Below are 26,744 nucleotides of genomic sequence, written 5' to 3'. Positions count from 1 at the left end.
GGAGAAATAAAACATGCTGAATAATTTGCTTTATATAGCCTGGCAACCCGACGAATACCTTGTGCGTTTCGGCTCAATGGGCATTCGTTGGTACGGAATGTGCTGGCTTGTGGGCTTTGCTGTTGCATATTTTCTTATGCGATGGCTCTTCAAACGCCACAAAATACCAGTAGAAAAGTTCGAACCAATGTTCATGTACGTCTTCCTTGGTGCATTTATTGGAGCACGTCTGGGGCATTGTTTCTTCTACGAACCAGAAGATTTCTTCGACTCTTGGCAACATTTTGTCGAGATATTTCTCCCTATAAAGTTCCTTGCTGGCGGCGGTTGGAAGTTTGTAGGCTATCAGGGTTTGGCTTCGCATGGTGGGGTTGTGGGGCTGCTTATAGCCCTTTACCTCTACATTAAGCGTACTAAGTTGAATGTGTGGGTGGTATTAGACTTTATGGGTATATGCTCTACCATTACGTCGGTGTTCATTCGCTTGGGCAATCTGATGAATTCGGAGATTATCGGAAAGGTAACCGATGTGCCTTGGGCGTTTATCTTCTACGATGTTGATACCTATCCGCGCCACCCTGGACAGCTTTACGAGGCGATTGCCTACTTCGTTTTCTTCTGGGTTATCTTCCTTATTTATAGGAAATATCCCAAGAAAGTGGGTACAGGACTTTACTTCGGCTTATGCCTTGCGCTTATTTTCACCTTCCGTTTCTTCATCGAATACACAAAGGAAGTGCAAGTAGACTTCGAGGCAGGCTTGCCAATCGATATGGGACAGATACTCAGCATACCGTTTATAGCACTCGGTATATGGTCGGTTATGCGGTCGAGAGGAAAAGAATACAATGCGTAAATCGACCGATAAGATAAGAAATACTTTACAACAACGGCTCTGCAACTTAATTGCAGAGCCGTTGTTGTAAGAGGGTAGAAGGGATTGAATGGAATTTTATTGGGGGAACGATGTTGTTTTTGCTGTTTAAGGGCGTCAGCTGCAAGCTGCTTTGTTATTGCAAACACATAGGTTTTGTGTTGCACAATGGCAGGTATGGGCGTGTTTCATCATGTTCCCAGCACCCAAGAAAAAATGTTTTCGCCTAATATTCCTAATCTCCCTAAGGTTCCTATAAACCTTTAAACCAACACGTGGAAATTGCCTTGACTTTGTAAAGATAATTCTCTTAAAAATGATAACTGCGCTTTGGCATTGCGAAAGCGGCTCTTTTGCGCTGCAAAACCTACGCTTTTACCGTGCAAAAGAGCCGCTTTTGGAATGCAAAACAATAGGTTTTGCAAAGTGTTGATAAAGAGATAGTTAGACAATAGATATCTCTTTGAAAAATATTTACACTTTATTTGCTGTTCGGAAGTACAATTCGCTTGATTTCGTTGAGCTTGTTCAATGCTTCAACGGGTGTAAGGTTGTTGATGTCCAAGCCTATGATTTCGTCGTGTATCTGCGTCAGTACAGGGTCGTCGAGTTGGAAGAACGAAAGCTGAACCCCTTCCCTACTCTGCTCAAGCTTCTCTGCCGACGGCTTTCCTACACTGCCTACCTGCGCATTGTCGGCTTCCAATTCTTTTAAGACGACGTTCGCACGCTTCACAATCGACTTTGGCATACCTGCAATGTCGGCTACGTGAATACCGAAAGAGTGTTCGCTGCCGCCTCGTTCCAACTTTCTCACGAAGATAATCTTGCCGTCCACCTCTTTCACAGATACGTTGAAGTTCTTTATTCGGCGGAAGTTCTTTGCCATTTCGTTCAGTTCGTGGTAGTGCGTTGCGAAGAGTGTACGTGCCGCAGCACGTGGTTGTTCGTGCAGATACTCTACGATTGCCCACGCTATGCTGATGCCGTCGTAGGTGCTTGTGCCACGTCCCAGCTCGTCGAAGAGTACCAACGAGCGGGGTGTAACATTGTTCAGAATGTTCGATGCCTCAGTCATTTCCACCATAAAAGTAGATTCTCCGAGCGAAATATTGTCGGAAGCACCCACTCGTGTGAAAACTTTATCGACCAAACCGATTCTTGCGCCCTCTGCTGGGACGAAACTACCTATCTGCGCCAATAGTACTATGAGTGCGGTTTGACGCAACAGAGCCGATTTACCAGCCATATTCGGACCTGTTATCATCATAATCTGCTGTTGCTCGTTGTCGAGATATACATCGTTTGGTATGTATGGTTCGCCAAGTGGCAGTTGGGTTTCTATTACGGGGTGGCGGCCTTTCTTTATGTCAATCACCATACTGTCGTCTACCATGGGGCGCACATACTTGTTTTCTTCGGCAATGTTTGCGAATGCCAACAGACAGTCGAGGCGTGCCACAAGGTTGGCGTTGATTTGTATTTGAGGAATAAACTCCTGCATATCCTGCACCAATTCGTTGAAAAGACGCGCTTCGAGAGCGAGTATTTTCTCGTCGGCACCAAGTATTTTGGCTTCGTATTCCTTCAGTTCAGGGGTAATGTAGCGTTCTGCCTGCGCAAGGGTCTGCTTGCGAATCCAGTCGGCAGGTACCTTGTCTTTAAATGTATTGCGCACCTCAAGGTAGTATCCGAAAACGTTGTTGAAGCCTATCTTCAGCGAACTGATGCCCGTTTGAGCCGCTTCTTTCTCCTGAATGTCGAGCAAAACCTGCTTTCCGTTGTCGCGAATGGAGCGCAATTCGTCCAATTCGGCGTTGAAACCGTGTGCAATCACGTCGCCTTTGGCAACCAAGTGTGGTGGGTCGGGCTTTATTTCCTGCTCTATTCGGTCGCGAATAGACTCGCAGAGGTTCAGCTGTTCCCCTACCCGCTTCAAGGCTTCGTTGTTCGCATAGAGGCAAGCGGTCTTCATTGGCTGTATCGCACGTAAGGCTATCTTCAGCTGAACTACCTCTCTCGGCGACACTCTGCCTGCTGCCACCTTTGAAATGATGCGTTCCAAGTCGCCCATACGGTGGAGTTGGTCGTTCAGGCATTGGCGGAAATCGGGCTCGCGGAAGTAGTATTCCACTATGTCCAAACGCTCGTTAATGGGCTTTACGTCCTTCAATGGGAACACAAGCCAGCGATGCAGCATTCTGCCACCCATTGGTGTGATGGTTCTGTCTACTACGTTGAGCAGCGACGAACCGTCCTCCTGCATGGGCGCGACAAGTTCCAAGGAACGAATGGTGAAGCGGTCGAGTCGCACATACTTCTCTTCTTCGATGCGAGCGAGCGACGTTATGTGGTTGATGTTTGTGTGCTGGGTAAGTTCCAAGTACTGCATGATAGCTCCAGCAGCTATCACTCCGTTGTTCAGATGGTCTACACCGAAACCCTTCAGGTTCTTTGTTCCGAAGTGTTTCAGCAGTTTATGGCGTGCAGAAAGGTCGGTAAACACCCAGTCTTCCATTTCATACACACACAGGCGTGTACCGAAATGGCGTTCAAAGTCAGACTTTCGGGCACGGTCGTACAGCACTTCCTTTGGCGAAAAGTTGCCAATGAGCTTTTCAACATAGTCGAACGTGCCCTCACCGGTGAGAAATTCGCCTGTCGAAATGTCGAGAAAGCTCACACCGCAAGAACCTTTGCCGAAGTGAACGGCAGCCAAGAAGTTGTTTTCCTTATAGTTCAGCACGTTGTCACCCATAGCAACGCCAGGCGTAACAAGTTCCGTTATGCCTCGTCGCACCATTTTGTCTTCGGCAGACAAGCCCCGTTTGCCCTTCAAAGCTTCGCGCTTCTTCTTCGGGTCTTCGAGTTGGTCGCATATTGCTACGCGTTTTCCAGCACGAATAAGCTTTGGCAAGAAGGTATCGAGTGCGTGATGAGGAAATCCAGCCATCTCGTCGCCCGCTGCCGCACCGTTGTTTCGGCGTGTCAGCGTTATGCCGAGTATCTTAGAAGCTTCTATGGCATCGTCGCAATACGTTTCGTAGAAGTCGCCACACCTAAAGAGCATTAACGCATCGGGGTGCTTTTCTTTCATCGAAAAGAATTGTCGCATCATCGGAGTGAGCCCTTTGTTGTCTTTTGCCATATTGCTTTTACCTTTCTTGCCTATTACTATATAAATTCGTGAAATGCAAAAATACGAATTTTCGGCATATTGTCCAAACGATAGCCAATTTATTTGGGCTTTGTCTGATAGTCTGTTTCAAGAAATCGGACTATAATCTGAAACCGATTCCGAGCCTTGCATTGTAAGTCGTTGTATGGCAATTGAGCGATAATGATGAATAGAATAATGCTTTATTGAATTTTTAATGGTCGGTCAATATTTACCGAAGACTAACATATAGTTTTGCTTTTCTGAATAGGAAGAACCCTTTGGCTGTCTGTTCTGCTACCCTTGTATTCTTCGTTTCATAGGCGGAAAACAGACGATAATAGTGTAAAAGTTTTTCGCAAGCGTGACTCTTGTGTAACTCGTTAGTTATCAATGCGTTGTAAAACCTATTGTTTTGCGTTCCAAAAGCGGCTGTTTTGCACGGTAAAAGCGTAGGTTTTGCATCGCAAAAGAGCCGCTTTCGCAATGCCAAATCGAAATTATCGTTTTTCCTATAAATTATTTTTACAAAAGTAGGACGCAATTACAACTTTTAGAGAAATATTCCGTTAAAAGGGTAGGGCAGTCAAAGCGATTGCCAATTAAAACTTAAAGAAAGGCAAATTATGATTCTTACAACAACTCCAAACATCGAAGGTTATAAGATTTTAGAGTATAAAGGACTTGTAACAGGTGAAACAATTATTGGTGCAAACTTTATAAAAGACTTCTTTGCAGGTATCAGAGACATTGTAGGCGGACGCAGCAAGTCGTACGAAAAGGTGTTGCAGGAAGGCAAGGAAACTTCTGTTCGGGAAATGATGCAACGTGCGCAGGAATTGGGCGCAAATGCTATTGTGGGCATCGACATCGATTATGAGACAGTAGGGCAGGGCGGTTCGATGCTGATGGTGGCTTGTTCGGGCACCGCAGTGCGCATATAATAAAAGGAATTAAAGCGCAAAGGGCAGTTTCAAGAGGTTGTTTTTATCCTCCTGATTCCCTTTGCGCTTTAACTCCTTGTTTGGCTTTTATCTTTTATTTATCCAACTTCCAAGTTACGCCGTCTTTGGTATCTTTCACTTGGAAACCAGCTTCGGCAAGAGCGTCGCGTATCTGGTCGCTTACAGCCCAGTCTTTATTGGCTTTTGCTTTCGCACGCAAGTCGAGCACCATATCTACTACTTTGCCGTAAGCAGCTTCGCGTGCGTCGTTGTTGGCACCACGTTCGTTTACCAAACCAAGAATATCGAAAGCAAAAAGACGCATCGTTTCGCTGAGTTCCTTTAAGTCTTCTTCGTTGATTTGCGCTTTATGGTCGATAAGCAGGTTCACTATGTGGCACGCCTCGAACAGATTTGAGACGACAGCAGGTGTCATAAGGTCGTCGTTCATCGCATCGTAGCACTTTTGGCGCAATGCTGCAACGAACTTCTTGGTATTCTCGTCGCTTGTTGCAGCGGTCTGAATGCGTTTCAAATCCTCTATGGCGTTCATCAGTCTTTCGTATCCTTTCTGTGCGGCTTGCAGGGCTTCGTTCGAGAAGTCTACCGTTCCGCGGTAGTGAGCAGACAGAATGAAGAAGCGAATGGTCATAGGCGAATAAGCCTGTTGCAAGGTTTCGTGGTTGCCTGTGAAGAATTGCTCCAACGTAATGAAGTTGTTGAGCGACTTGCCCATCTTCTGTCCGTTGATGGTAATCATATTGTTGTGCATCCAATACTTCACCATTTCCTCGCCATGCGATGCCACAGCCTGTGCAATTTCGCACTCGTGGTGTGGGAAAACCAAGTCCATGCCACCGCCGTGAATGTCGAAATGCTTGCCAAGGTACTTTCTTCCCATTGCCGTACATTCGCAATGCCAGCCTGGGAAGCCGTCGCTCCAAGGCGAAGGCCAGCGCATGATGTGTTCAGGCATAGCCTTTTTCCACAATGCGAAGTCTACTTGGTTTCGCTTTTCGCCCACGCCGTTCAGCTCGCGCGAGTTGTTTATCATATCAGTAAGGTTACGACCAGACAGTACACCGTAGCGATGGTCCTTGTCGTACTTCGCTACATCGAAGTAAATGCTGCCGTTGCTTTCGTAAGCGTAGCCGTTTTCCATTATCTCCTTCACGAGTTCCTCTTGCTCAATGATGTGTCCTGTGGCGCGAGGCTCTATTGATGGAGGCAGAACGTTAAGTGCACGCATTGCGTCGTGGTAACGATTGGTGTAGAACTGTGCAATTTCCATGGGCTCAAGCTGTTCCAATCGTGCCTTCTTTGCTATCTTGTCGTCGCCGTCATCAGCATCGTGTTCCAAGTGTCCTACGTCGGTTATGTTGCGAACGTAGCGCACTTTGTAGCCAATGTGTTGCAGATAACGGAACAAAATATCGAATGTTATCGACGGACGGGCGTGTCCCAAGTGTGGGTCGCCATATACAGTAGGGCCGCAAACATACATTCCTACATTGGGAGCAGCTATCGGTTGGAAGCGTTCCTTCTGCCGATGCAGCGTATTATATATAACTAAATTCTGCATTTGTTCAGTTCTTTATCATTAATATTAGGTGCAAATGTACAAAATAAATAGGAGTTAGCCTACTTATCCATTAAGTTTTATTATCTTTGCAAGGGGTAATGCCTTAGTAACGAGGCAGAAATTAGAGAAAGAATATGCAACAAATAATTCAACATTTCACCGATAACGACGCTTACACGTTCAGTTGTCAGTACTACATACTGCAGACATATCCTCGTGCCGAAGTGGAATATACATTCTTCGACCGCAATGAAACTGTCTATCCGAAGGGGTTTGCCGAGCTGCTGAACGAACAGTTGGGATACATGCCCAGCGTGATTATCACGGAAGAAGAGATTGCTTTCATGAAGAAACGTATGTATTATCTGCCCGAATGGTACTTTACCTTCCTTCGAGGTTATCGCTTCAACCCTCACGAACTTACGGTTACGCAAGACGAGGAAGGGCATTTAGACGTAAAAGTGCGTGGTAAATGGTACTCTACCATTATGTGGGAGATGCCCATTTTAAGCATTGTTTCGGAGTTGATGCACAATCTTCAGGGGCATATAACCGCCTATAATCCTAAGCGAGAGTATGAACGTTGTGTGGAAAAGACGCGTAAAATTCTTTCAAATGGGTTGATTTTAGGCGATATGGGTACGCGCCGCCGTATGTCGTTCGACCACCAGAATATGGTCATTCGTACGATGAAGGAAGTCTACGGGCAAGGTGGCTATACCGATGATAACGGCTTTCACCCTTGGACGGGGCGTTTTACAGGAACGAGCAACGTTTATCTTGCGATGCGATACGACCTTATCGCCATTGGAACAATGAGCCATCAGATTATCGAATTTGAAGAATGTGTGAGTGGAATATTTGAATGTAACTTCAATGTAATGCGCAAATTCAGCGACGTTTACGATGGCGACAACGGTATTTATCTCTACGATTGCTTCGGCGACAAAGTGTTCTTCAGCAACCTTTCCAAGCGTATGGCGATGATGTTCACCGGTTTGCGTGTGGACAGCGGCGTGGAAGAAGAACAGTTAGAGAAGATTATTGCAAAGTATAAGTCGCTCGGCATCGACCCTGCCACCAAGCAAGTGGTGTTCAGCAATGGCTTAAACATCGACCGAGCCATAGAAATTCACAACTACGTAGATGGGCGTGTGAAGGACAGTTACGGCATGGGAACCTTCCTGACCTGCGATGTTGAGAACGTGAAACCAATGAATATTGTCGTTAAACTCACCCGAATGCGCATAACGGAGAACCGTGAATGGCACGACTGTGTGAAGCTTTCGTGCGACAAAGGTAAGACTCTCGGTAATCCAGAGAAGTGTGCTTACTTGCAAATGATGATAGGGTAGGGTTGCGATTGTTTTGTTTTTATACTGCCTAAATATTTACAACAGCAGTGCGCGGGCAAACTCCCAGACCACGATACCTGCTGTAACGCTTACGTTTAGAGAGTGTTTCGTGCCGAACTGGGGTATTTCAAGGCAACCGTCGCTTAGGTCTACAACCGATTGATGCACACCTTTTACTTCGTTTCCGAGTACTACGGCGTAATGCTTTTGGGTAGTTGCATCGTTATTGATGGGCGAAATATGCTCCGAAAGGTCTTGCAATGCGTTTGAACCCTCTACCTGTTCGACGCTGTAAACGAAGTAACCATTGTCTTTCAGCTGTGTTACAGCATCTTCAGCATTGCTGAAATACTGCCAATCGACAGAGTTTTCAGCTCCTAAAGCCGTCTTGTGTATTTCTGCATTGGGAGGTGTAGCCGTTATTCCGCAGAGGTAAATCGCCTCGATACGGAAGGCATCGCACGAACGAAACACGCTACCAACGTTGTAAAGCGACCGCACATCGTCGAGCACGACAACGAGCGGGAGCTTCCGACTCTGCTTAAATTCCTCAAGCGAGAGGCGGTTCATTTCTATGGTACGTAGCTTTCTCACTCGCCTTTCATATTGAATGCCAACGCGTAAGCCTTTATTTTCTTCACCATCGACAGCAGTCCGTTGCTGCGTGTAGGCGATAAATGCTGATGCAAACCTATGCGTTCGATGAAATAAAGGTCGGTATCGAGTATTTCTTTTGGTGTATGTCCGCTTACAACCCTTATGAGCAGGGCAATGATACCTTTGGTGATAAGCGCGTCAGAATCGGCTGTAAACACCAGCTTACCGTCTTTAATATCGCATTGCAGCCACACGCGGCTCTGGCAACCGTCTATTAAATTCTGGTCGTTCTTATAGGCTGGGTCGAGTGCATTGAGGTCGTTGCCGAGGTCGATAAGTATTTGGTACTTATCCATCCATTCGGTAAACTCGGCAAATTCTTCTATTATTTCGTCTTGTATTTCGTTGATTGTCATCTTCCTATTCTGTTTCTTGTTTATCTAATCATCTGAATACGACGGCCTTTATGGCGTCGGTTGCCAATCAGGTTATCCACTTCCCATATACCATTTCCGCAGGCGAGTATGCCGAAAGCTGCTGCCGAAGCGGTGAAAGCCGAATAGTTTAACGGTGCTTTAATGCCCACAGACGTTGCCATTGCGATGGCAAAGACAAGTATCATCAGTCCTGTAAGCGATGCTGTCCACTTTAATTTCAGTCCGAGAAGCAGGCAGAGCGAGAACAAAACTTCAAGTACGGTAGCTGTCCACGCCAATACAGGCACAACATCGGCAGGAATATAGGGTATCAGCGATTGTGTATAGGCGACGAATTTGTCCATATCGCCCCACATACAGAGTTCCTTTGCCCATATTCCGAAGCGGTCGGCTACCGACGAAAGCATCGATGCGGCTACGGTAAGACGTAGGAACAGTTTGGCAATTTGTCGTAGTTCTATCATGATTTATCGTTTTTTGTTTGCGTTTTTTACTCTATATTTGTCTTCAGAAGTTTATAAACCTTATCGTTCGGACGCACCTTGTCGGGCACGGGGACAGACACTCGCCACCCCTTTTCTGCCTTTTCAACAGGCTTTAGGTCGTAGCGTATTTCGCTTGCATCGAACTTCATAATGCCCGTTGTGGGTCCTGTGATGAGCATATTCTGGTCTTTCTCTATCTCAGAAGCCTCCACTGCAATTTCAGCCACGCCGAGTTTAGAGAAGTATTTCATAACTTTGCCCACCAAAACTTTCTTTTCCGTAGCCTTGTTGCCGTAGTTTTTTGTCCATTCTCCTAAGCGTTGGCCTTGGTAGTAGCCGTCCCAGAAACCACGATTGAACACGGTTGATAAGCGTTCGTCCCACTTGTCTTTCTTCTCTTCGGTGTAAGTGCCGTCGAGTACGCTTTGTATGGCTTCCTTGTAGCACGTTACAACCTCGTAGACATATTCGGGACCGCGTGCCCGTCCTTCTATCTTGAAGACCCTTACGCCTGCCTTCATCATCTTGTCGATGAAGCGAATGGTTTTCAGGTCTTTCGGACTCATTATGTATTTATTGTCGATTTCGAGTTGATTACCTGTTTCGTTGTCGGTAACGGTGTACGAACGGCGGCAAATCTGTGTGCATTGTCCACGGTTGGCAGAGCGGTTCGAGTCGTGCAGACTCATGTAGCATTTACCCGAAATAGCCATACAGAAAGCACCGTGGCAGAACATTTCTATGCGTACCAATTCGCCACGAGGGCCGCGAATGTCCTGTTCTTCAATCTGTCGGTATATTTCTGCCACCTGTTCCATATTCAGTTCGCGTGCCAACACTGCCACATCGGCAAACTGCGCATAGAATTTCAACGCCTCGATGTTCGATATATTGAGTTGTGTAGACAGGTGTACTTCCATACCCACTTGGCGACAATACACCATGACGGCTACGTCGCTGACGATGACGGCGGTGATATTGGCAGCCTTTGCCGCATCAATAATCTCGCGCATAGCGTTGATGTCTTCGCCATAAATAACGGTATTTACCGTGAGATAGGTCTTTATGCCTCGTTCGTTGCACGTTTCTGCAATCTCTTTCAAGTCTTCTATGGTGAAGTGATTGGCAGAATGCGACCTCATATTAAGCTGCCCAATACCGAAGTATATAGAGCCTGCTCCTGCCTGAATGGCTGCTGCGAGACTTTCGCGTGAGCCAACAGGTGCCATTATTTCATATTCTTGTATATCCATACTTATCTTTTACGTAGGCAAAGTTACTACAAAATAATGAGAATGATTACGATTTGCGCGCCAAACCCATAAAATTCGTTTATCGAGGAAAGTTTTTCCAAATAGTATTTCTAGTATTCTTAGGAAATCTAGGAACCTTTAAATGAATCCGTGGAAATCGCTTTAATTTTGTAAAAATAATTCCAACGAAAAACGGTAATTTCGATTTGGCATTGCGAAAGCGTAGGTTTTGCGTTGCAAAAGAGCCGCTTTTACCGTGCAAAACCTACGCTTTTGGAATGCAAAACAATAGGTTTTGCAATGCGCTGATAACAAGATAGTTACGCAATAGATGCGCTTGCGAAAAATATTTACACCATTTTAGTGCGCTTCGAGCCAATTTTCTCCCCAACCAGCATCGGCTATCAGGGGAACGTTGAGCGGGTAGGCATTCTGCATTTCTTCTATCACGATGCGCTCTACTCGTTCTTTTTCGTCGGGAAATACCGAGAAGTTGAGTTCGTCGTGTACCTGTAAAATCATTTTCGAGCGTATGTTTTCGCGCTTGAAACGTTGCCAGATGCGCACCATAGCCACCTTTATGATGTCGGCTTCCGAACCTTGTATAGGGGCGTTGATGGCATTGCGCTCGGCAAACCCCCTTACAGTTGCGTTCCGACTGTTGATGTCGGCAAGGTAACGGCGACGGTGGAAGATGGTTTCGGCGTAACCCTTCTTCCGTGCTTCTTCTTTCGCACGCTCCATATAAGCCTTTACCTTCGGGAAAGTGTTGAAGTATCCGTCTATCAGCTCTTTTGCTTCGCCGTTCGGAATGTCCATTCGCTGTGCCAAACCGTAAGTAGTAATGCCGTAGATGATGCCAAAATTGGCTTGTTTGGCTTTCTTTCGCTGTGTGTCGGTTACGTTTTCCATATCTTCGTGCCATATTTTGGCAGCCGTAGCACGGTGAATGTCGAACCCTTTGCGGAAGGCTTCCATCATGTTTTCGTCTTCCGAGAGGTGCGCCATGATACGAAGTTCTATCTGACTGTAGTCGGCAGAGAAGAACTCGCAGCCAGATTCGGGTATGAAACACTTGCGGATTTCCTTGCCGTCGTCTGTTCTGACGGGGATATTCTGCAAGTTTGGGTCGCTCGACGACAGTCTGCCCGTTGCCGTAAGTGCCTGATTGAACGACGTGTGTATATGTCCTGTCTCGGGTTTGATAAGTTTTGGCAAAGCATCGATATAGGTGCTGAGCAGCTTTTTAATGCCTCTGTATTCCAATATCTTATGTACAATGGGGTGTTTGTTCTCCAAACTCACTAATACTTCTTCGCTTGTAACATACTGTCCTGTCTTTGTCTTCTTCGGTTTCTCCATTATCTGCAACTTTCCGAACAGCATTTCGCCCACCTGCTTGGGACTTGAGATGTTGAAACTTTCGCCTGCGAGTTCGTATATTTCCTGTTCGTATTGGTTCATGCGTTGCGTAAAGATGCGCGAAGTTTCTTCTAAGGCAGCCGTATCTAAGCGTACGCCGTGCAGTTCCATATCGGCGAGCACGGGCACGAGCGGCATTTCTATGTTCCAAAATAGGTTTTCGGCTTCCACTTCCTTCAGTTTCGGTTCGAGCACGTGCTTCAACTGCAGCGTAATATCGGCATCTTCGCAAGCGTACTCGTAGATTTCGCTCGGCTGCAGGTCGCGCATGTTCTTCTGTTGTTGCTTCCCTTTGGCACCGATAAGGCTTTCTATTGGAATGGTTTTATAGTTCAAAAGCGTTTCCGCCATGTAGTCCATGTTGTGCCGAAGCTCGGGTTGGATAAGATAGTGTGCAATCATCGTGTCGAACAACTTGCCCTTTAACGTTACGCCATATTTGTGCAGAACTTCGTAATCGTATTTAATGTTCTGTCCAATCTTCAGAATTGACTCGTCTTCGTATAGTGGTTTGAATATATTTACTATCTTTAAGGCTTCTTCACGGTTAGCAGGAACGGCTACATAGAATGCCTCTTTTTCGGCAACCGAGAAGCTTAAACCCACCAATTCTGCATCGATGGCGTCCGCCGACGTGGTTTCTGTGTCTAAACATAGGAACTCTCTTGTAAAGAAATAATCACAAACATTACGCGCTTCTTGCTCATTCTCAATTAGTTTGTAATTGTGTGGCACTGCTGAAAGGCTGCAGGAAGGGGCTTTTTTTGCGTCGCCTGCATCTTCGGGCGCATTTTCTGCAAATAAATTGAGCTGCAAATTATCGCTTTTTTGCGCTTTTTGATTACCTTTAACAAATTTATTAAGGAGTGTTTTGAACTCCAATTCGGTGAAGATTTCGCGTAGCTTGTCTTCGTCGGGCTGTTCTATCTTCAGTTCGTCCCATTCCATATTGATTGGAACATCGGTGCGAATGGTTGCCAGGAACTTCGACATCTTTATGTCATCGACGGCAGCTTCCACTTTCTCTCTTAGCTTTCCTTTTATCTGGTCGGTATGTTCGAGCATATTGTCGATAGACCCAAACTGGTTGATAAGCTTTGCAGCGGTCTTCTCGCCCACACCCGGACAACCCGGAAAGTTGTCGGCAGAGTCGCCCATAAGTGCCAAGAGGTCGATTACTTGGGCTGGGGTAGGGATACCGTATCTGTCTTCAACTTCGTTCATACCCACCACATCGTACCCTCCGCCATGCCTTGGACGATACATATAGACGTTCTCTCGGATAAGCTGACCGTAGTCCTTGTCGGGCGTAAGCATAAAAGTGGTAATGCCCTTGCTGCCTGCCAGCGTTGCCACCGTACCGATAATGTCGTCCGCCTCGAAGCCATCGACTTGCAGGATAGGTATGCGCATGGCTTCAAGAATTTGCTTTATGTAGGGAACAGACAGCTTTATGTCTTCGGGTGTTTCCTCTCTTTGTGCCTTATACTCGGGGAATGCCTCGTGTCGGAAGGTGAGTCCGTGGTCGAAAGCCACGGCAATGTGTGTGGGATTTTCCTTTGTCAGCACTTCGTTCAGCGTGTTGCAGAAACCCATAATAGCCGATGTATTCACTCCTTTTGAGTTGATACGCGGATTTCTGATGAGGGCATAATACGACCGATAGATAAGTGCGTAAGCGTCGATGAGAAACAGTTTGTCCATTGTAAAAATATTATTTAAGGGTAAAATTACTAAAAAAATGCCATAATTACCGATATTATTCATTATTTTTGTATCAAAATAATTTTTGAATGGATTATCTGTCGATTATAAAAGAACCGATTAGTCAGGAATTAAACGACTTTATCTCACTGTTTAACAAAGCGTTAATGCACGAAGAAGGGCTGCTTTCGAGTGCGTTGGAGCATATACGGAACAGGGGAGGAAAGCGTATGCGCCCAATGCTGATGTTGCTGATGGCAAAGAATTTCGGCGAAGTTACGTTCGTGGCGCAGCACGCTGCCGTTGGATTGGAGTTGCTGCACACTGCCAGTCTGGTGCACGATGACGTGGTGGACGAAAGCGGAGAGCGCAGAGGACAGGCATCGGTGAATGCCACTTATAACAACAAGGTGGCAGTGTTGGTGGGCGACTACATTCTTTCTACGGCACTGCTGAATGTGGCTTATACGCAGTCGGAAGACATTGTGCGCGACCTTGCAGAGTTGGGGCGCACGCTTTCCAACGGTGAAATATTGCAGCTGACCAACATTTCTAATCAGGAAATATCGGAAGAAGTATATTATCAGGTAATAAACCAGAAGACGGCGGCTCTGTTTGAGGCGTGTGCGGCGATTGGCGCAAAGGCTGGCAACGCATTGGAAAGCGATGTTGAGGCTGCAAGACTGTTCGGACAACGCATCGGAATTATCTTCCAGATACGCGATGACATATTCGATTACTACGATTCAACCGAGATAGGAAAACCCACAGGCAACGATATGTTGGAAGGAAAGCTGACGCTTCCTGTTATTTATGCGTTGAAATCGACAGGCAACAAGCAAATGATGGCGTTGGCAATGAAGGTGAAAGAAGGTACGGTAAATGCCGATGAAATCGCCCAATTGGTATCTTTTGCAAAAGAAAGTGGGGGTATAGAATATGCAGAAAAGAAGATGTTGGAGTTTCACAGCGAGGCTTTTCAGTTCGTTTCAAACTGCGTACACGATGGAGCAATAGCCCGTGCGCTGAAGGCTTACTTGGATTTTGTGATTCAACGGAAGAACTAAAACAATTGCAAATATAGTAAAGTGTCTGCGGGATAGCCTGTTTAAGGGTTGTCCCGCAGATGTTTTTTATAGGCAACCATTCTAATAAGACAGTAAGAATTATCCGTTTAATGTGGCAGTTGAATACACGAATGCAACTACGCCATACAGGAATGGCAATAACGGTATTTTACGTTCGTTTTGTAAAGATAATTCGTGAGAAAAATGGTAATTTCGATTTGGCATTGCAAAAGCGTAGGTTTTGCGTTGCAAAAGAGCCGCTTTTACCGTGCAAAACCTACGCTTTTAGAATGTAAAACAATAGGTTTTGGAAAGTATTGATAATAAGGTAGTTAAGTAATAGATATTCTTGTGAAAAATATTTACATACTTTTTACAGTTTTTCTGCTTATATAGTGGGAAACATTGCTGTATTTTTGGCTTTATGGAACCTCAATAAGACCAACTGCAATGTTATCGTTTCTTCTGATGAATGTATATATAAAGCAATGCCGTTCTATTGAATTTAAGAAATAAAAAATCCTGATTTCTGCGTTGAAATCAGGATTTTTGTATTGTTTGAACGGAGGTTTAAAAGAACTTAACCTCTTTGCCTTCAATGTCGCTGAGCAGCAAATTGGTGAGACGACTGGTGCCAAGGCGGAACCAATAGTTGGTGAGCCACTTCTCGCCGAGAACTTCTTTGTAGATGGTATAGAAGATAATGGCGTCCATAACGGTGTTTATGCCGCCCGCAGGCTTTAGTCCTATCTGTACGCCGGTTTTGTCGTAGAACTCCTTAATCGCCGTGCACATCACGTAAACAGCCTCCGGAGTTGCGCTAATCTTCTCTTTACCGGTGCTTGTCTTGATATAATCGGCACCTGCAAACATAGAGAGTAGGGCAGCAATCTTTATGTTTCGGACGTTGTTGAGGTCGCCTGTTTCGAGGATAACCTTCATAGGTATGTCGCCGCAGGTCTGCTTCAGTTCGCTGATTTGGTCGTAGACATCTTCGTAATCGCCCGAAAGGAACTTGCCCACAGGCAATACAATGTCTATCTGTGTGGCACCGTCCTTGATGGCAAGTGCCGTTTCGATGGTCTTAACTTCGAGGAATGTTTGAGAAGATGGGAAGTTTCCTGTTACGTTTGTTATGTCTACACCATCTATTTCTAAGCTATCGGCAATGAGTTTTGTGAAGCACGGATAAGCACAAACAGCTCCAACGTGTGGAAGAGTAGGGTATTCCTGTGCAAATTTGTTCACTTTCTCGACCATTGCGAGCACTTCTTCTTCTGTGTCTGTGGTCTTGAGAGTAGTTAATTCGACACTTCCGAGAAGGAATTTCTTAACGTCTAAGGTGTCGTTCTCAGGTACTTTCTCTTCAATAATCTTTTTTACTGCTGCCTTTACTTCCTCGTCTGTAATGTCAAGGTTGTATTGTTTCAGCATTTCATCGTACTTACTGGTAGTTTGAATGTTACCTTTATTGTTTTGCATAATGTCTTATTGTTTGTTTATTATAATACTTCGTTTTTGGTTTTTTGTTATGATTCTTCTGTTTTTTCGGGCGTTTCCGCCTTCGTTAGCTTCTTGTTTTGCTTGTGTCTGTCTTTGTCTCGCTTTGTCTTTTTGTCGAAACTCTTTTGTAGTTCCTCCGTAAGGTCTACGCCCGTTTGGTTTGCCAAGCACATCAGAACCCACAGAATATCTGCCATTTCTTCGCCGATATTGTGCTTTTCGCCTTCCTTGAAACTCTGGTCGCCGTAGGTACGAGCCATTACACGCGCCAGTTCGCCCACCTCTTCGGTAAGGCAAGCCATGTTGGTGAGCTCGCTGAAGTAACGCACACCATACTCGTGAATCCATTTATCGACGAGCTTTTGCGCTTCTTTGATGCTTAATTCGTCGTGCATTTTGTTATTCTTTGTTTTTAGTGTCCATACATATTGTAACGGGACCGTCGTTCAGCAATTCCACTTTCATGTCGGCACCGAACTCTCCTTCGCCCACAGACTTGCCCATAGCACGGCTCAATTCTTCGCAGAAACGCTTGTAGAGAGGGATAGATTTTTCGTGTTTGGCAGCGTGAATATAGCTTGGACGATTTCCTTTTTTATAGCTTGCCATAAGCGTAAACTGCGAAACAACAAGGGCTTCGCCGCCTATATCCATCACGCTTTTGTTCATTACGCCTTGTTCATCGTCGAAGATTCTCAGACTTGCAACCTTGTTTACAAGCCATTTAATGTCGCTTTCGTCGTCGTTTTCGCCAATTCCGAGTAAAATGAGCAAGCCATTTTGGATAGCCGATTTTATGTTTCCATCGATGGTTACCGATGCGTGCTTTACACGTTGAACTACAATTCTCATATCGCAAATGTACTTATTTTATTTTGATTATTAGGGCTTTGAGTGGAAATAATTGTATAACAGCATTGCTTTCGTGCTGCCAATAACTTCTGTAAGTTCTTGAATATCAGCCTCTTTAATTTTTTTTACAGTCTTAAACCGCTGCAATAGCTGTTCTTTACTTTTGCTTCCGATTCCTTTTATATCGTCTAATTCGCTGTGTAGCTGATGTTTCGAGCGTTTATCCCTGTGGAATGATATGGCGAAACGATGCACCTCGTCTTGTATTTGTGTGAGAACTTTGAAGAGTTCGGACTTGGTTGGAATGCCGATTGTTTGTGGTGGAAATCCGTAAAGCAGTTCGTTGGTTCTGTGGCGGTTGTCTTTTGCCAATCCTGCAATAGGAATAGCGAGTTGCAATTCGTCTTCGACGACTTCTCTGACAACCTCCATCTGCCCTTTCCCGCCGTCGGTTATGATGAGGTCGGGTAGGGGCATGCCTTCTTCCACCATACGTTTGTAGCGTCGTCGCACCACTTCTTGCATAGACGCATAATCGTCTGGACCTACAACAGTCTTGATATTGTATTTCCGATAGTCCTTTTTCGAAGGCTTCATGCCTTTATATACCACGCAGGCGGCTACTGCATCGGTGCCTGAAATGTTCGAGTTGTCGAAACATTCTATCTGGTAGGGCAGCTTGGGCAGCTTTAAACGGTCTTGCAGTTCCTTCATTAAGCGTGTTTGTCGCTGCTCTGGATTGAGCTTCTCTGCCTGCTTCAAGCGGTCGAACTTATGCTGTTTTGCGTTCATTTCCGACAGTTCGAGCAAGTGTTTCTTGTCACCTCGCTGTGGAATGAAGAAGGTTGCGTCTTTTATATGAAAGTCTAATTCAAAGGGAACGATAATCTCTTTCGCCGTACTTTTAAAGCGTTCACGAATCTCTGGAATAGCTTCGTTGAGCAGTTCGGCATCTGTTTCCTCTAATTTACGCTTGTATTCGAAAGTGAAACTCTGGTTGATGGCACCGTTTGTAACGTGCAGATAGTTTATGAAAGCGTTCTTCTTACTGTCGTCGTTCACAATAGAGAAGACATCTACATCGGCTATTGTGTAGCTTACTATCTCGCTTTTGGCAGCGAAATTCTCAAGTGCAAGGTAGCGTTGTTTGTACACTTCTGCTTCCTCAAAGCGCAATTTTGCAGCACATTCCTCCATTTTGGCTTTCATTAAGCGTTGCACCTCGCGTGTATTACCTTTCAGTATTTGACGTGCCTGAGCCATATTTTGCTGGTAATCTTCGTACGATTGCTTGCCAATGCAAGGCGCGTCGCAGTTCCCAAGGTGATATTCCAGGCAGGGTTTATATTTCTTTTGCTCTATTCCTTCTTTTGTTATGGGGAACCGACACGTGCGCGGCTTATAGAGTTTCTTTACTATTTCGAGTATGGCATACATACTGCTGATGTGGCTGTAAGGACCATAGAAGCTGCCATACCGCTTGTTTATGGTGCGAGTGTTGAATATTCGCGGGAAATATTCGTTGGTTATGCAGATGCTGGGGTAGGTTTTGCCGTCTTTTAGCAGCACATTGTAGCGCGGTTGATATTGTTTTATAAGCTGATTTTCTATCAACAGCGCATCTTCCTCGCTATTTACAACCGTGTAAGTTATATCATAGATTTTAGAAACCAACACTTTTGTCTTGAAGCGGTCGGTTTCTTTATGGAAGTAAGACGACACTCGGTTCTTCAAATTCTTAGCTTTGCCCACGTAAATAATGGTGTGCTCTTTGTCATAGTATTGATATGTGCCCGGCTTGTTGGGCAAATTCGATACTATGTTCTTAAGATAAGCCAATCGTTTATCGTTCTCTTCTTTTGTCATTCGTCTAACTTCTTTATATTAAAGTGTTTTATGCTTTTCTTGTTTCACGTGAAACAAGACTGCCATTTCGCACTTGCCATATACCTTTCTCGTTGTACTAAGGAGGAAATCTTATTCTCTTAAGCAAATTCCCAATTGCTTTTAGACTGCGAAAACCGAAAGACGGTTATGTTGTGTCTTTCGGTCCATTTGTGTGTTCTGGCTCTTGCAAAGGTCAGATATCTCTATTCTGAAACGTAAAAGCATTTGTTTTGTTCACCAAAGTAAGGATTCTGAAAGAGGCAACGAAGTTCCCGCCCATCATCAATTTTACTTAGAATTGCAGTAAAGAGGAAATTCCTATATCTTTGTCGAATGTGCTACGGCTATTGGGAAATTCGCTTTTGAGTTCTATAATAAAGTTACAATAGATCTTTTTAGGCTTGAATTTCTTTACAAGATTGCATGCAGCACGCATCGTTCCGCCTGTAGCAAGCAAGTCGTCGTGCAGCAGGACAACGTCGTTTTCGTTGATTGCATCTTTATGAATCTCTATTGTGTCGATGCCATATTCCTTTGCGTAACTCTCTTGCACAGTCTCGCAAGGCAGCTTTCCGGGCTTACGACAGAGCACGATGCCTGCTCCAAGGCGCAGAGCAAGTGCAGACGACATTACGAAACCACGACTTTCGATTCCTACAATCTTAGTTATTCCTTTGTCTTTGTATAGTTCATACATTTCGTCCGTTATCTCTTTAAGAGCTTCGGGCGATTTAAATAAGGTGGTAACGTCGCGAAAGTTCACACCTTTAATGGGCCAATCGGGTATGCACCGTAGGTTGTCGAGTAGTATTTTCTTATTCATTTTCAATTAATTATATATTGATATTCTTGTTAATTGTTACACGTGGAACTTTTAGCAGCTATCTTCCCATAAGTACTAAGAGGACATTTATATCGCTTGGGCTTACTCCTGGAATCCTGCTTGCCTGTGCTAAGGTCTCTGGTTGTATGTGTTCTAACTTCTGACGACACTCTGTTGAAAGGTCGTGTATAGTGCTATAATCAAAGTGTCCTTTTATTTTAATATCTTCGAGGCGGCGCATCTTTTCTGCGAAAGTACGTTCACGCTCAATGTAACCTTTATATTTCATCTTTATTTCGGCTGCCTCTGTAATCTCATCTTTACGATTTGGGAATGATTCTAAGACCTCTTTAAGTCGTGGTAGATGTTTTGTTAAGTTGTACAAACTTATATCTGGGCGTGCTATAAGTCCAGAAATTTTAATCGAACCTTGTACTGCAGAACTATTGATACTATCTAAATATCCATTAATTTCGTTTGGTTTAATCGACGTTTCATCGCAATAATTAATGATTTTCTCTATATAGCTTTTCTTTTCTACCCACCAATTATAACGTTTCCGTGTTGCTATGCCAAGTTTATAGGCTTTCTCTGTTAATCGCGCATCGGCATCATCTTGGCGAAGTAATATTCTGTATTCTGCCCTTGAAGTAAACATTCGGTAGGGTTCATCTACTCCTTTTGTTGTTAAATCATCGATTAATACGCCGATATAGCTTTCGTCACGTTTCATCGTAAAGGTGTTATTGCCTACGCATAATAATGCTGCATTAATACCAGCAACCAATCCTTGTCCTCCTGCTTCCTCGTAACCAGTGGTTCCATTCACTTGTCCGGCAAAGAATAGTGCTTTAATAATCTTCGATTCCAACGTAGGTTTCAATTGTATTGGATCAAAATAATCATATTCAATAGCATATCCAGGTCGATAGATTTTGGCATCTCGCAATGCAGGGATTTTTCTTAATGCTTCTAATTGGATTTCCCACGGCATCGAAGAAGAAAATCCGTTTAAATACATTTCGTTTGTATCAACGCCTTCTGGCTCAAGAAACAGTGGGTGTGATTTCTTCTCTGCGAAAGTAACAAGTTTAGTTTCTATTGATGGACAATATCGTGGTCCGATACTTTGGATTTGTCCGTTGAATAGGGGAGAGTCGGGTATTCCTTTTCGTAATATATTGTGTACTTCCTCATTTGTGTTACATAACCAACATGGTAATTGTGGAAGTGGTCTGCATGGACCTATGAATGAGAATTGGTGATAATCGTTTTCGCCAGGCTGTTCTTCCATTTCATCAAAATGAATTGACCGTTTATCTATACGTACAGGAGTGCCAGTCTTCATACGGTTCTTACGAATTCCCCAGCGCGTAATACTTTCTGTTAAGTTGTGTACAGATGGTTCTGCGCATCGTCCACCTTCAACCTGCCGTTTACCAATATGCATAAGACCATTCAGAAATGTCCCAGCTGTTATTACAACCGAGCGTGCGAAAAGTTCAATTCCCCAAATTGTACGTATTCCTATAGCGCATCCGTCCTTTACAATAAGTTCTTCAGCTTGGTCTTGGAAAATGTCAAGATTATCGGTTTTATCGAGTATTCTTTTCCATTCTGTTATGAATTTCTCTCTATCACATTGTGCTCTTGGACTCCAAACAGCAGGTCCTTTTGATCGATTGAGCATGCGAAACTGTATAGCAGTGGCGTCAGTAACAAGTCCCATTTGTCCGCCTAAAGCGTCAATTTCTCTCACAATTTGCCCTTTTGCAATGCCTCCTACAGCAGGATTGCAGCTCATTTGGGCAATTTTGTTCATGTCCATTGTAACCAAACATACCTTTGCACCAATGTTTGCTGCTGCCGTTGCAGCTTCACAACCAGCATGACCGCCACCAATAACTAATACATCGTATTTGAATGTAATACTCATTCTTCGTTTATTTTTCGGCAAAAGTAAGAAATTTAATTGAATTATGTAGTACAAATTCATCATATTACTACATTGATTATAGACATCATTTATAATGTCGATGGCTAAGCCTTTAGATGTAGACAATGCGCGCTATTATAAACTCATTATTGTAGACGAAAGCCATAATCTCAGTAACAATCAAGGTACATGTTATCGCAATATCAGAGAACTTATTCAGAAACAAGACTGTAAAGTATTATTGCTTACGGTTACACCTTATAATAAACACTATAAAGATTTAAGTGCACAGCTACGACTTTTTATTGGCGACGATACAGATTTAGGCATTTGCCCCGAAGCTTATATTCGTCAGATTGGAGGCGAAAGGGCATTTTCAGAAAAACACGACGGCTTTAACAGAAATATAAAGGCTTTCGAACACAGCGACTGTCAAGAAGATTGGCAAGAACTAATGAAACTTTTCCTTATCCGCAGAACACGTACATTTATTAAAGATAACTATGCGAAGACCGACCCTAAGAACAACCGTAAGTATTTAGAGTTTAAAGATGGGCATAGGTCTTAATTTTATGCTTCGAATACGAAATCAACAGCTTTAGAACGCAACAAATATATCTGCGATATGGCAGACAGAATTCTGTTTGTGGGTGTAACCGAAGAAAGTAGCCTTTACGCTCTCCAACAAAGTAGCAGTAACAAACAGAAACTTCTTTTCTTGTAACTTGTAGAACAAGTAGGTGAGCAATAATTAATAATATCCTTCTGAGTTTTTAATTATAAAATTATTTTTTTTAATTACAATTTTAAATTTTATAATTATATTTTTCTAAGTCCTTATAATAAACTGATTTTTAATAGCTTAATAAAGTGTTTTTTTGCTGTTTTTCTATATTTTTCTATATATGCCATTCGTCTTAATTTTAAATCCTAACAGGTTGTTATGGATAGAGAAAACCATGTTATTTATGCAAAACGATACAGAAAGCAGCATTACAAACGTAAAACGATAGCTGAACAGTCTTTTTTATTAATTTAGTTTTAAATGTTCTGTGTTCCAATTAAATAACATTTTGTTTTAAATGCTTGTTTAGACTTTGTCAATATTACACATTTATAGGCTTTCCATAGCCGTTTTTCCCCTAAAAAGCTTCGCCTTGTCATTATTTTATAGTATTTTTGCACCGAATATATGTGCATTTAATACCAACTTTTGGGTATCTGCTATAATAAGTATGCTTTTTATGGTATGCCTTTTTAGCTTATGCGCTCGTTCCGTGTTGCAAATTAATTCTAACAGTTTAAATATTAAAAAACAAAACAATTTATGTGGTTAATCAATTCTTCTATTGGTAGAAAAGTTGTGATGTCCGTAACTGGTATTGCACTTATTCTATTCCTGACATTCCACATGTCGATGAATATTGTTGCGCTTTTTTCTGAAAAGGCTTACAATATGATTTGTGCATTTCTTGGTGCGAATTGGTATGCGGTAGTAGCTACAATTGCTTTAGGAGCACTTACAGTTGCTCATATCGTTTACGCATTTATTCTTACAGCACAAAATCGCAGCGCACGTGGTAACGAGCGTTATGCTGTAAACGGTTCAAGTCCTAAGGTAGAATGGGCATCAAAGAACATGTTGGTATTGGGAATTATTATTCTTTTGGGCTTGTTGCTCCACTTGTTCAACTTCTGGTACAACATGATGTTTGCTGAAATTGTGGGCTTTGAAGCCAAGTATGGGCCAACAGATGGCTATGCTTACATTGTGGAAACCTTTAAGAACCCGGTTTTCGTGGTGCTTTACATTGTTTGGCTTTGCGCTATCTGGTTCCATCTTTCACATGGTTTCTGGTCATCTATGCAAACTCTCGGTGTAAATGGCAAGATTTGGTTCAAGCGTTGGAAGATGATAGGCTTGGTTTACACCACACTTCTCATGTTAGGTTTCCTGATTGTAGTGCTTGCTTTCACATTTAGTTGTGCACCAAGTCTTCATAGTGCTTGTTGTTTAATTCAATAATTCTAATAGAACGATACAAGATTATGGCTAAAATATTAGATTCAAAAATTCCGGAAGGACCAGTAGCAGAGAAGTGGACCAACTTTAAGGCTCACCAGCGTTTGGTTAATCCTAAGAATAAATTAAAGCTCGATGTAATTGTAGTTGGAACAGGCTTGGCAGGTGCCAGTGCTGCAGCTTCGCTTGGAGAAATGGGCTTTACTGTTTACAATTTCTGTATTCAGGACTCACCACGTCGTGCACACTCTATTGCTGCACAAGGTGGTATTAATGCTGCAAAGAACTATCAGAACGACGGCGACTCTGTTTATCGCTTGTTTTACGATACAGTGAAAGGTGGCGACTATCGCGCTCGCGAGGCAAATGTTTACCGCTTGGCTGAAGTTTCAAACAGCATTATCGACCAGTGTGTGGCACAAGGCGTTCCTTTTGCGCGCGAATATGGTGGAATGTTGGCAAATCGCTCTTTCGGTGGTGCACAGGTATCACGTACATTCTATGCAAAGGGTCAGACAGGACAACAACTTCTTCTCGGAGCTTACTCTGCATTGAGCAAGCAAGTACACGATGGTCGTGTGAAACTTTACACACGTTATGAGATGGAAGACGTTGTAATTGTAGACGATCATGCACGTGGAATTATAGTAAAGAACTTAGTAACCGGTAAACTTGAGCGTTTCTCTGCCAATGCAGTCGTAATAGCTACAGGTGGCTATGGCAATGCTTACTTCCTTTCTACCAATGCAATGGGCTGTAATTGTACTGCAGCTATACAATGTTATCGTAAAGGAGCATATTTTGCAAATCCTGCTTACGTTCAAATTCACCCAACTTGTATTCCTGTTCACGGTGATAAACAGTCGAAACTAACATTGATGTCAGAATCTTTGCGTAACGATGGACGTATTTGGGTACCAAAGAAAATAGAAGATGCAAAGGCATTGCAGGCAGGCACAAAGAAAGGTTCTGATATTCCGGAAGAAGATCGCGACTATTATTTGGAACGTCGCTACCCGGCTTTCGGAAACTTAGTGCCACGCGATGTTGCTTCTCGTGCAGCTAAAGAGCGTTGCGACCACGGTTTTGGTGTAAACAACACTGGTTTGGCTGTGTTCCTCGACTTCTCTGAAAGTATAAACCGTCTTGGTTTAGACGTTATCCGCCAGCGTTATGGTAATCTTTTCGATATGTACGAAGAGATAACCGACGTTAATCCAGGCGAATTAGCAAAGGAAATTAATGGTGTCAAGTATTACAATCCAATGATGATTTACCCAGCTATCCACTATACAATGGGTGGAATATGGGTAGACTACGAATTGCAAACCACGATTAAAGGACTTTTCGCCATTGGCGAATGTAATTTCTCTGACCACGGTGCCAACCGTCTTGGTGCTTCTGCATTGATGCAAGGTTTGGCAGATGGATATTTCGTATTACCTTATACTATACAAAACTACTTAGCCGACCAAGCTTTGTGGGCAAAAATTCCTACCGATCACCCTGAATTTGAAAAAGCAGAAAAGGGAGTTCAGGCAGAAATAGACCGACTTATGAACATAAAAGGTAAACGAAGTGTAGATTCTCTGCATAAGGAGTTTGGTCGTATTATGTGGGAATACGCAGGAATGGGGCGTACTGCAGAAGGTTTGAAGACTGGTTTGCAGAAAATGAAGGAAATAAGAAAAGAGTTCGATACAAATCTGTTCATTCCAGGAAGCAAAGACGGGCTGAATGTAGAGCTCGATAAGGCAATTCACCTTCGCGATTTCATTTTGGTTGGCGAACTTGTTGCTTACGATGCATTATCGCGCAACGAAAGTTGTGGTGGACACTTCCGCGAAGAATATCAAACCGAGGAAGGAGAAGCCAAACGCGACGACGAACATTATTTCTACGTAGGTTGCTGGGAATATAAAGGTAGCGACGATGCAGAACCAGAACTTATAAAAGAACCACTCGAATACGAGGCTATCAAGGTTCAGACACGTAACTACAAGAACTAATTTAGGTCAAGGTTGCTTTGCAACAATTTAAAAGAAATCAACGTAATGGAAAAGATAATAAGTTTTACGCTTAAAGTATGGCGTCAGAACGGACCAACTGCACAAGGTCATTTTGATACTTTCGAGATGAAGGATATTCCTGGAGATACGTCTTTCCTCGAAATGTTGGATATTCTCAACGAACAGCTTATCGAAGATGGCAAAGAACCTTTCGTCTTCGACCACGACTGTCGGGAAGGAATATGCGGAATGTGCTCACTTTATATCAACGGACACCCACACGGACCTGCAACCGGGGCTACAACTTGCCAGCTCTATATGCGTCGTTTCAACGATGGAGATGTGATAACCGTAGAACCATGGCGTTCTGCTGCTTTCCCTGTAATAAAGGATTGCATGGTAGACCGTGGAGCTTTTGATAAAATTATACAAGCTGGCGGATATACAAGCATTCGTACAGGTCAGCCACAAGATGCAAATGCTATTCTTATATCAAAAGAAGCTGCCGATGAGGCTATGGATTGTGCAACTTGTATTGGTTGTGGAGCTTGCGTTGCAGCATGTAAGAACGGTTCGGCAATGCTCTTCCTTTCTTCTAAAGTAAGCCAGTTGGCACTATTGCCACAAGGCAAAATAGAATCGGCTAAACGTGCAAAGGCTATGATTATGAAGATGGAAGAACTCGGCTTTGGTAACTGTACAAACACCCGTGCGTGCGAGGCAGAGTGTCCAAAGAACGAGTCTATTGCTAACATTGCTCGCTTGAACCGCGAGTTTATCAAAGCAAAACTTGCCGACTAAAGCAATTACTGTAAAGTTTTGAATGGCTTTTAA

At 43.7% G+C, this 26,744-nt stretch carries 21 protein-coding genes; 8 read left to right on the top strand and 13 right to left on the bottom strand.

The window, feature by feature from the left end:
* Positions 1–13 precede the first annotated feature (13 nt).
* Positions 14–856 (top strand): prolipoprotein diacylglyceryl transferase, encoded by an 843-nt coding sequence (gene lgt, locus RDV52_RS04080; RefSeq protein ID WP_004366935.1) that lies wholly within the window; start codon positions 14–16, stop codon positions 854–856.
* 499 nt (positions 857–1,355) lie between these two features.
* Here lgt and mutS read toward each other — a convergent pair whose 3' ends face one another.
* The gene (gene mutS, locus RDV52_RS04075; protein ID WP_004366939.1) at positions 1,356–4,022 is read right to left on the bottom strand and encodes a DNA mismatch repair protein MutS; all 2,667 of its coding nucleotides are present in this window, start codon (positions 4,020–4,022) and stop codon (positions 1,356–1,358) included.
* A gap of 635 nt (positions 4,023–4,657) precedes the next feature.
* Between mutS and RDV52_RS04070 the strand changes: the two genes are divergently transcribed.
* Complete coding sequence (locus RDV52_RS04070) at positions 4,658–4,975, top strand: heavy metal-binding domain-containing protein (protein ID WP_004366941.1); 318 nt, start codon at positions 4,658–4,660, stop codon at positions 4,973–4,975.
* Positions 4,976–5,069: 94 nt separating this feature from the next.
* On the opposite strand, the gene cysS is transcribed toward RDV52_RS04070, so the two are convergent.
* A complete protein-coding gene (gene cysS / locus RDV52_RS04065; protein ID WP_004366943.1) occupies positions 5,070–6,557 on the bottom strand; it encodes a cysteine--tRNA ligase in 1,488 nt (495 codons plus the stop codon).
* 134 nt (positions 6,558–6,691) lie between these two features.
* On the opposite strand from cysS, the gene pncB reads away from it, so the two are divergent.
* Positions 6,692–7,912, top strand: coding sequence for a nicotinate phosphoribosyltransferase (pncB, locus tag RDV52_RS04060; protein WP_004366945.1), 1,221 nt, complete (start codon positions 6,692–6,694; stop codon positions 7,910–7,912).
* A 36-nt stretch (positions 7,913–7,948) separates the two neighbouring features.
* Here the strand turns inward: pncB and RDV52_RS04055 are convergent, their stop codons facing one another.
* The 5 genes from RDV52_RS04055 to polA all read right to left on the bottom strand — a co-directional run bounded on the left by RDV52_RS04055 (position 7,949) and on the right by polA (position 13,810).
* Positions 7,949–8,506 carry an RNA methyltransferase gene (locus tag RDV52_RS04055; RefSeq protein ID WP_004366947.1) on the bottom strand — a complete coding sequence of 186 codons (558 nt, stop codon included), beginning with the start codon at positions 8,504–8,506 and terminating at the stop codon, positions 7,949–7,951.
* Complete coding sequence (locus tag RDV52_RS04050) at positions 8,503–8,925, bottom strand: SufE family protein (protein ID WP_004366949.1); 423 nt, start codon at positions 8,923–8,925, stop codon at positions 8,503–8,505. The genes RDV52_RS04055 and RDV52_RS04050 overlap by 4 nt, the downstream gene beginning before the upstream one ends.
* 20 nt (positions 8,926–8,945) lie before the next feature.
* The gene (locus tag RDV52_RS04045; protein ID WP_004366951.1) at positions 8,946–9,410 is read right to left on the bottom strand and encodes a DoxX family membrane protein; all 465 of its coding nucleotides are present in this window, start codon (positions 9,408–9,410) and stop codon (positions 8,946–8,948) included.
* 26 nt (positions 9,411–9,436) lie between these two features.
* Positions 9,437–10,684: a peptidase U32 family protein gene (locus RDV52_RS04040; protein ID WP_004366953.1), complete on the bottom strand. Its 1,248-nt coding sequence runs from the start codon at positions 10,682–10,684 to the stop codon at positions 9,437–9,439.
* A gap of 360 nt (positions 10,685–11,044) precedes the next feature.
* On the bottom strand, positions 11,045–13,810 hold the full coding sequence (polA, locus tag RDV52_RS04035) for a DNA polymerase I (RefSeq protein WP_040556916.1): 2,766 nt from the start codon (positions 13,808–13,810) through the stop codon (positions 11,045–11,047).
* A gap of 89 nt (positions 13,811–13,899) precedes the next feature.
* On the opposite strand from polA, the gene RDV52_RS04030 reads away from it, so the two are divergent.
* Positions 13,900–14,877 (top strand): polyprenyl synthetase family protein, encoded by a 978-nt coding sequence (locus tag RDV52_RS04030; protein WP_004366956.1) that lies wholly within the window; start codon positions 13,900–13,902, stop codon positions 14,875–14,877.
* 570 nt (positions 14,878–15,447) lie between these two features.
* Here the strand turns inward: RDV52_RS04030 and deoC are convergent.
* From deoC to mnmG, 6 genes are all read right to left on the bottom strand, one after another.
* The gene (gene deoC, locus RDV52_RS04025) at positions 15,448–16,359 is read right to left on the bottom strand and encodes a deoxyribose-phosphate aldolase (RefSeq protein WP_004366957.1); all 912 of its coding nucleotides are present in this window, start codon (positions 16,357–16,359) and stop codon (positions 15,448–15,450) included.
* 47 nt (positions 16,360–16,406) lie between these two features.
* Positions 16,407–16,775: a nucleotide pyrophosphohydrolase gene (locus RDV52_RS04020; protein ID WP_004366958.1), complete on the bottom strand. Its 369-nt coding sequence runs from the start codon at positions 16,773–16,775 to the stop codon at positions 16,407–16,409.
* Positions 16,776–16,779: 4 nt separating this feature from the next.
* Positions 16,780–17,232: a D-aminoacyl-tRNA deacylase gene (dtd, locus tag RDV52_RS04015; RefSeq protein ID WP_004366959.1), complete on the bottom strand. Its 453-nt coding sequence runs from the start codon at positions 17,230–17,232 to the stop codon at positions 16,780–16,782.
* Positions 17,233–17,262: 30 nt separating this feature from the next.
* The gene (gene uvrC / locus RDV52_RS04010) at positions 17,263–19,098 is read right to left on the bottom strand and encodes an excinuclease ABC subunit UvrC (protein WP_004366960.1); all 1,836 of its coding nucleotides are present in this window, start codon (positions 19,096–19,098) and stop codon (positions 17,263–17,265) included.
* A gap of 313 nt (positions 19,099–19,411) precedes the next feature.
* The gene (locus tag RDV52_RS04005; RefSeq protein ID WP_004366961.1) at positions 19,412–19,942 is read right to left on the bottom strand and encodes an adenine phosphoribosyltransferase; all 531 of its coding nucleotides are present in this window, start codon (positions 19,940–19,942) and stop codon (positions 19,412–19,414) included.
* A 58-nt stretch (positions 19,943–20,000) separates the two neighbouring features.
* Positions 20,001–21,872: a tRNA uridine-5-carboxymethylaminomethyl(34) synthesis enzyme MnmG gene (mnmG, locus tag RDV52_RS04000; RefSeq protein ID WP_040557068.1), complete on the bottom strand. Its 1,872-nt coding sequence runs from the start codon at positions 21,870–21,872 to the stop codon at positions 20,001–20,003.
* Positions 21,873–21,978: 106 nt separating this feature from the next.
* Here mnmG and RDV52_RS03995 point away from each other — a divergent pair, with 106 nt between their 5' ends.
* The 4 genes from RDV52_RS03995 to RDV52_RS03980 all read left to right on the top strand — a co-directional run bounded on the left by RDV52_RS03995 (position 21,979) and on the right by RDV52_RS03980 (position 26,711).
* A complete protein-coding gene (locus RDV52_RS03995; protein ID WP_115098577.1) occupies positions 21,979–22,446 on the top strand; it encodes a DEAD/DEAH box helicase family protein in 468 nt (155 codons plus the stop codon).
* A gap of 759 nt (positions 22,447–23,205) precedes the next feature.
* A complete protein-coding gene (locus tag RDV52_RS03990; protein ID WP_004366966.1) occupies positions 23,206–23,904 on the top strand; it encodes a succinate dehydrogenase/fumarate reductase cytochrome b subunit in 699 nt (232 codons plus the stop codon).
* A 23-nt stretch (positions 23,905–23,927) separates the two neighbouring features.
* Positions 23,928–25,910, top strand: coding sequence for a fumarate reductase/succinate dehydrogenase flavoprotein subunit (locus RDV52_RS03985; protein ID WP_004363855.1), 1,983 nt, complete (start codon positions 23,928–23,930; stop codon positions 25,908–25,910).
* Positions 25,911–25,955: 45 nt separating this feature from the next.
* Entirely contained in the window at positions 25,956–26,711 is a 756-nt protein-coding gene (locus tag RDV52_RS03980) for a succinate dehydrogenase/fumarate reductase iron-sulfur subunit (RefSeq protein WP_004363853.1), read from the top strand.
* Positions 26,712–26,744 lie beyond the last annotated feature (33 nt).

It is taken from the genome of Prevotella nigrescens, from assembly GCF_031191185.1.
Lineage (GTDB): Bacteria > Bacteroidota > Bacteroidia > Bacteroidales > Bacteroidaceae > Prevotella > Prevotella nigrescens.
The sequence above is the reverse complement of the archived record's forward strand: the minus strand, read 5'-3'. Positions and strand labels throughout refer to the sequence as shown.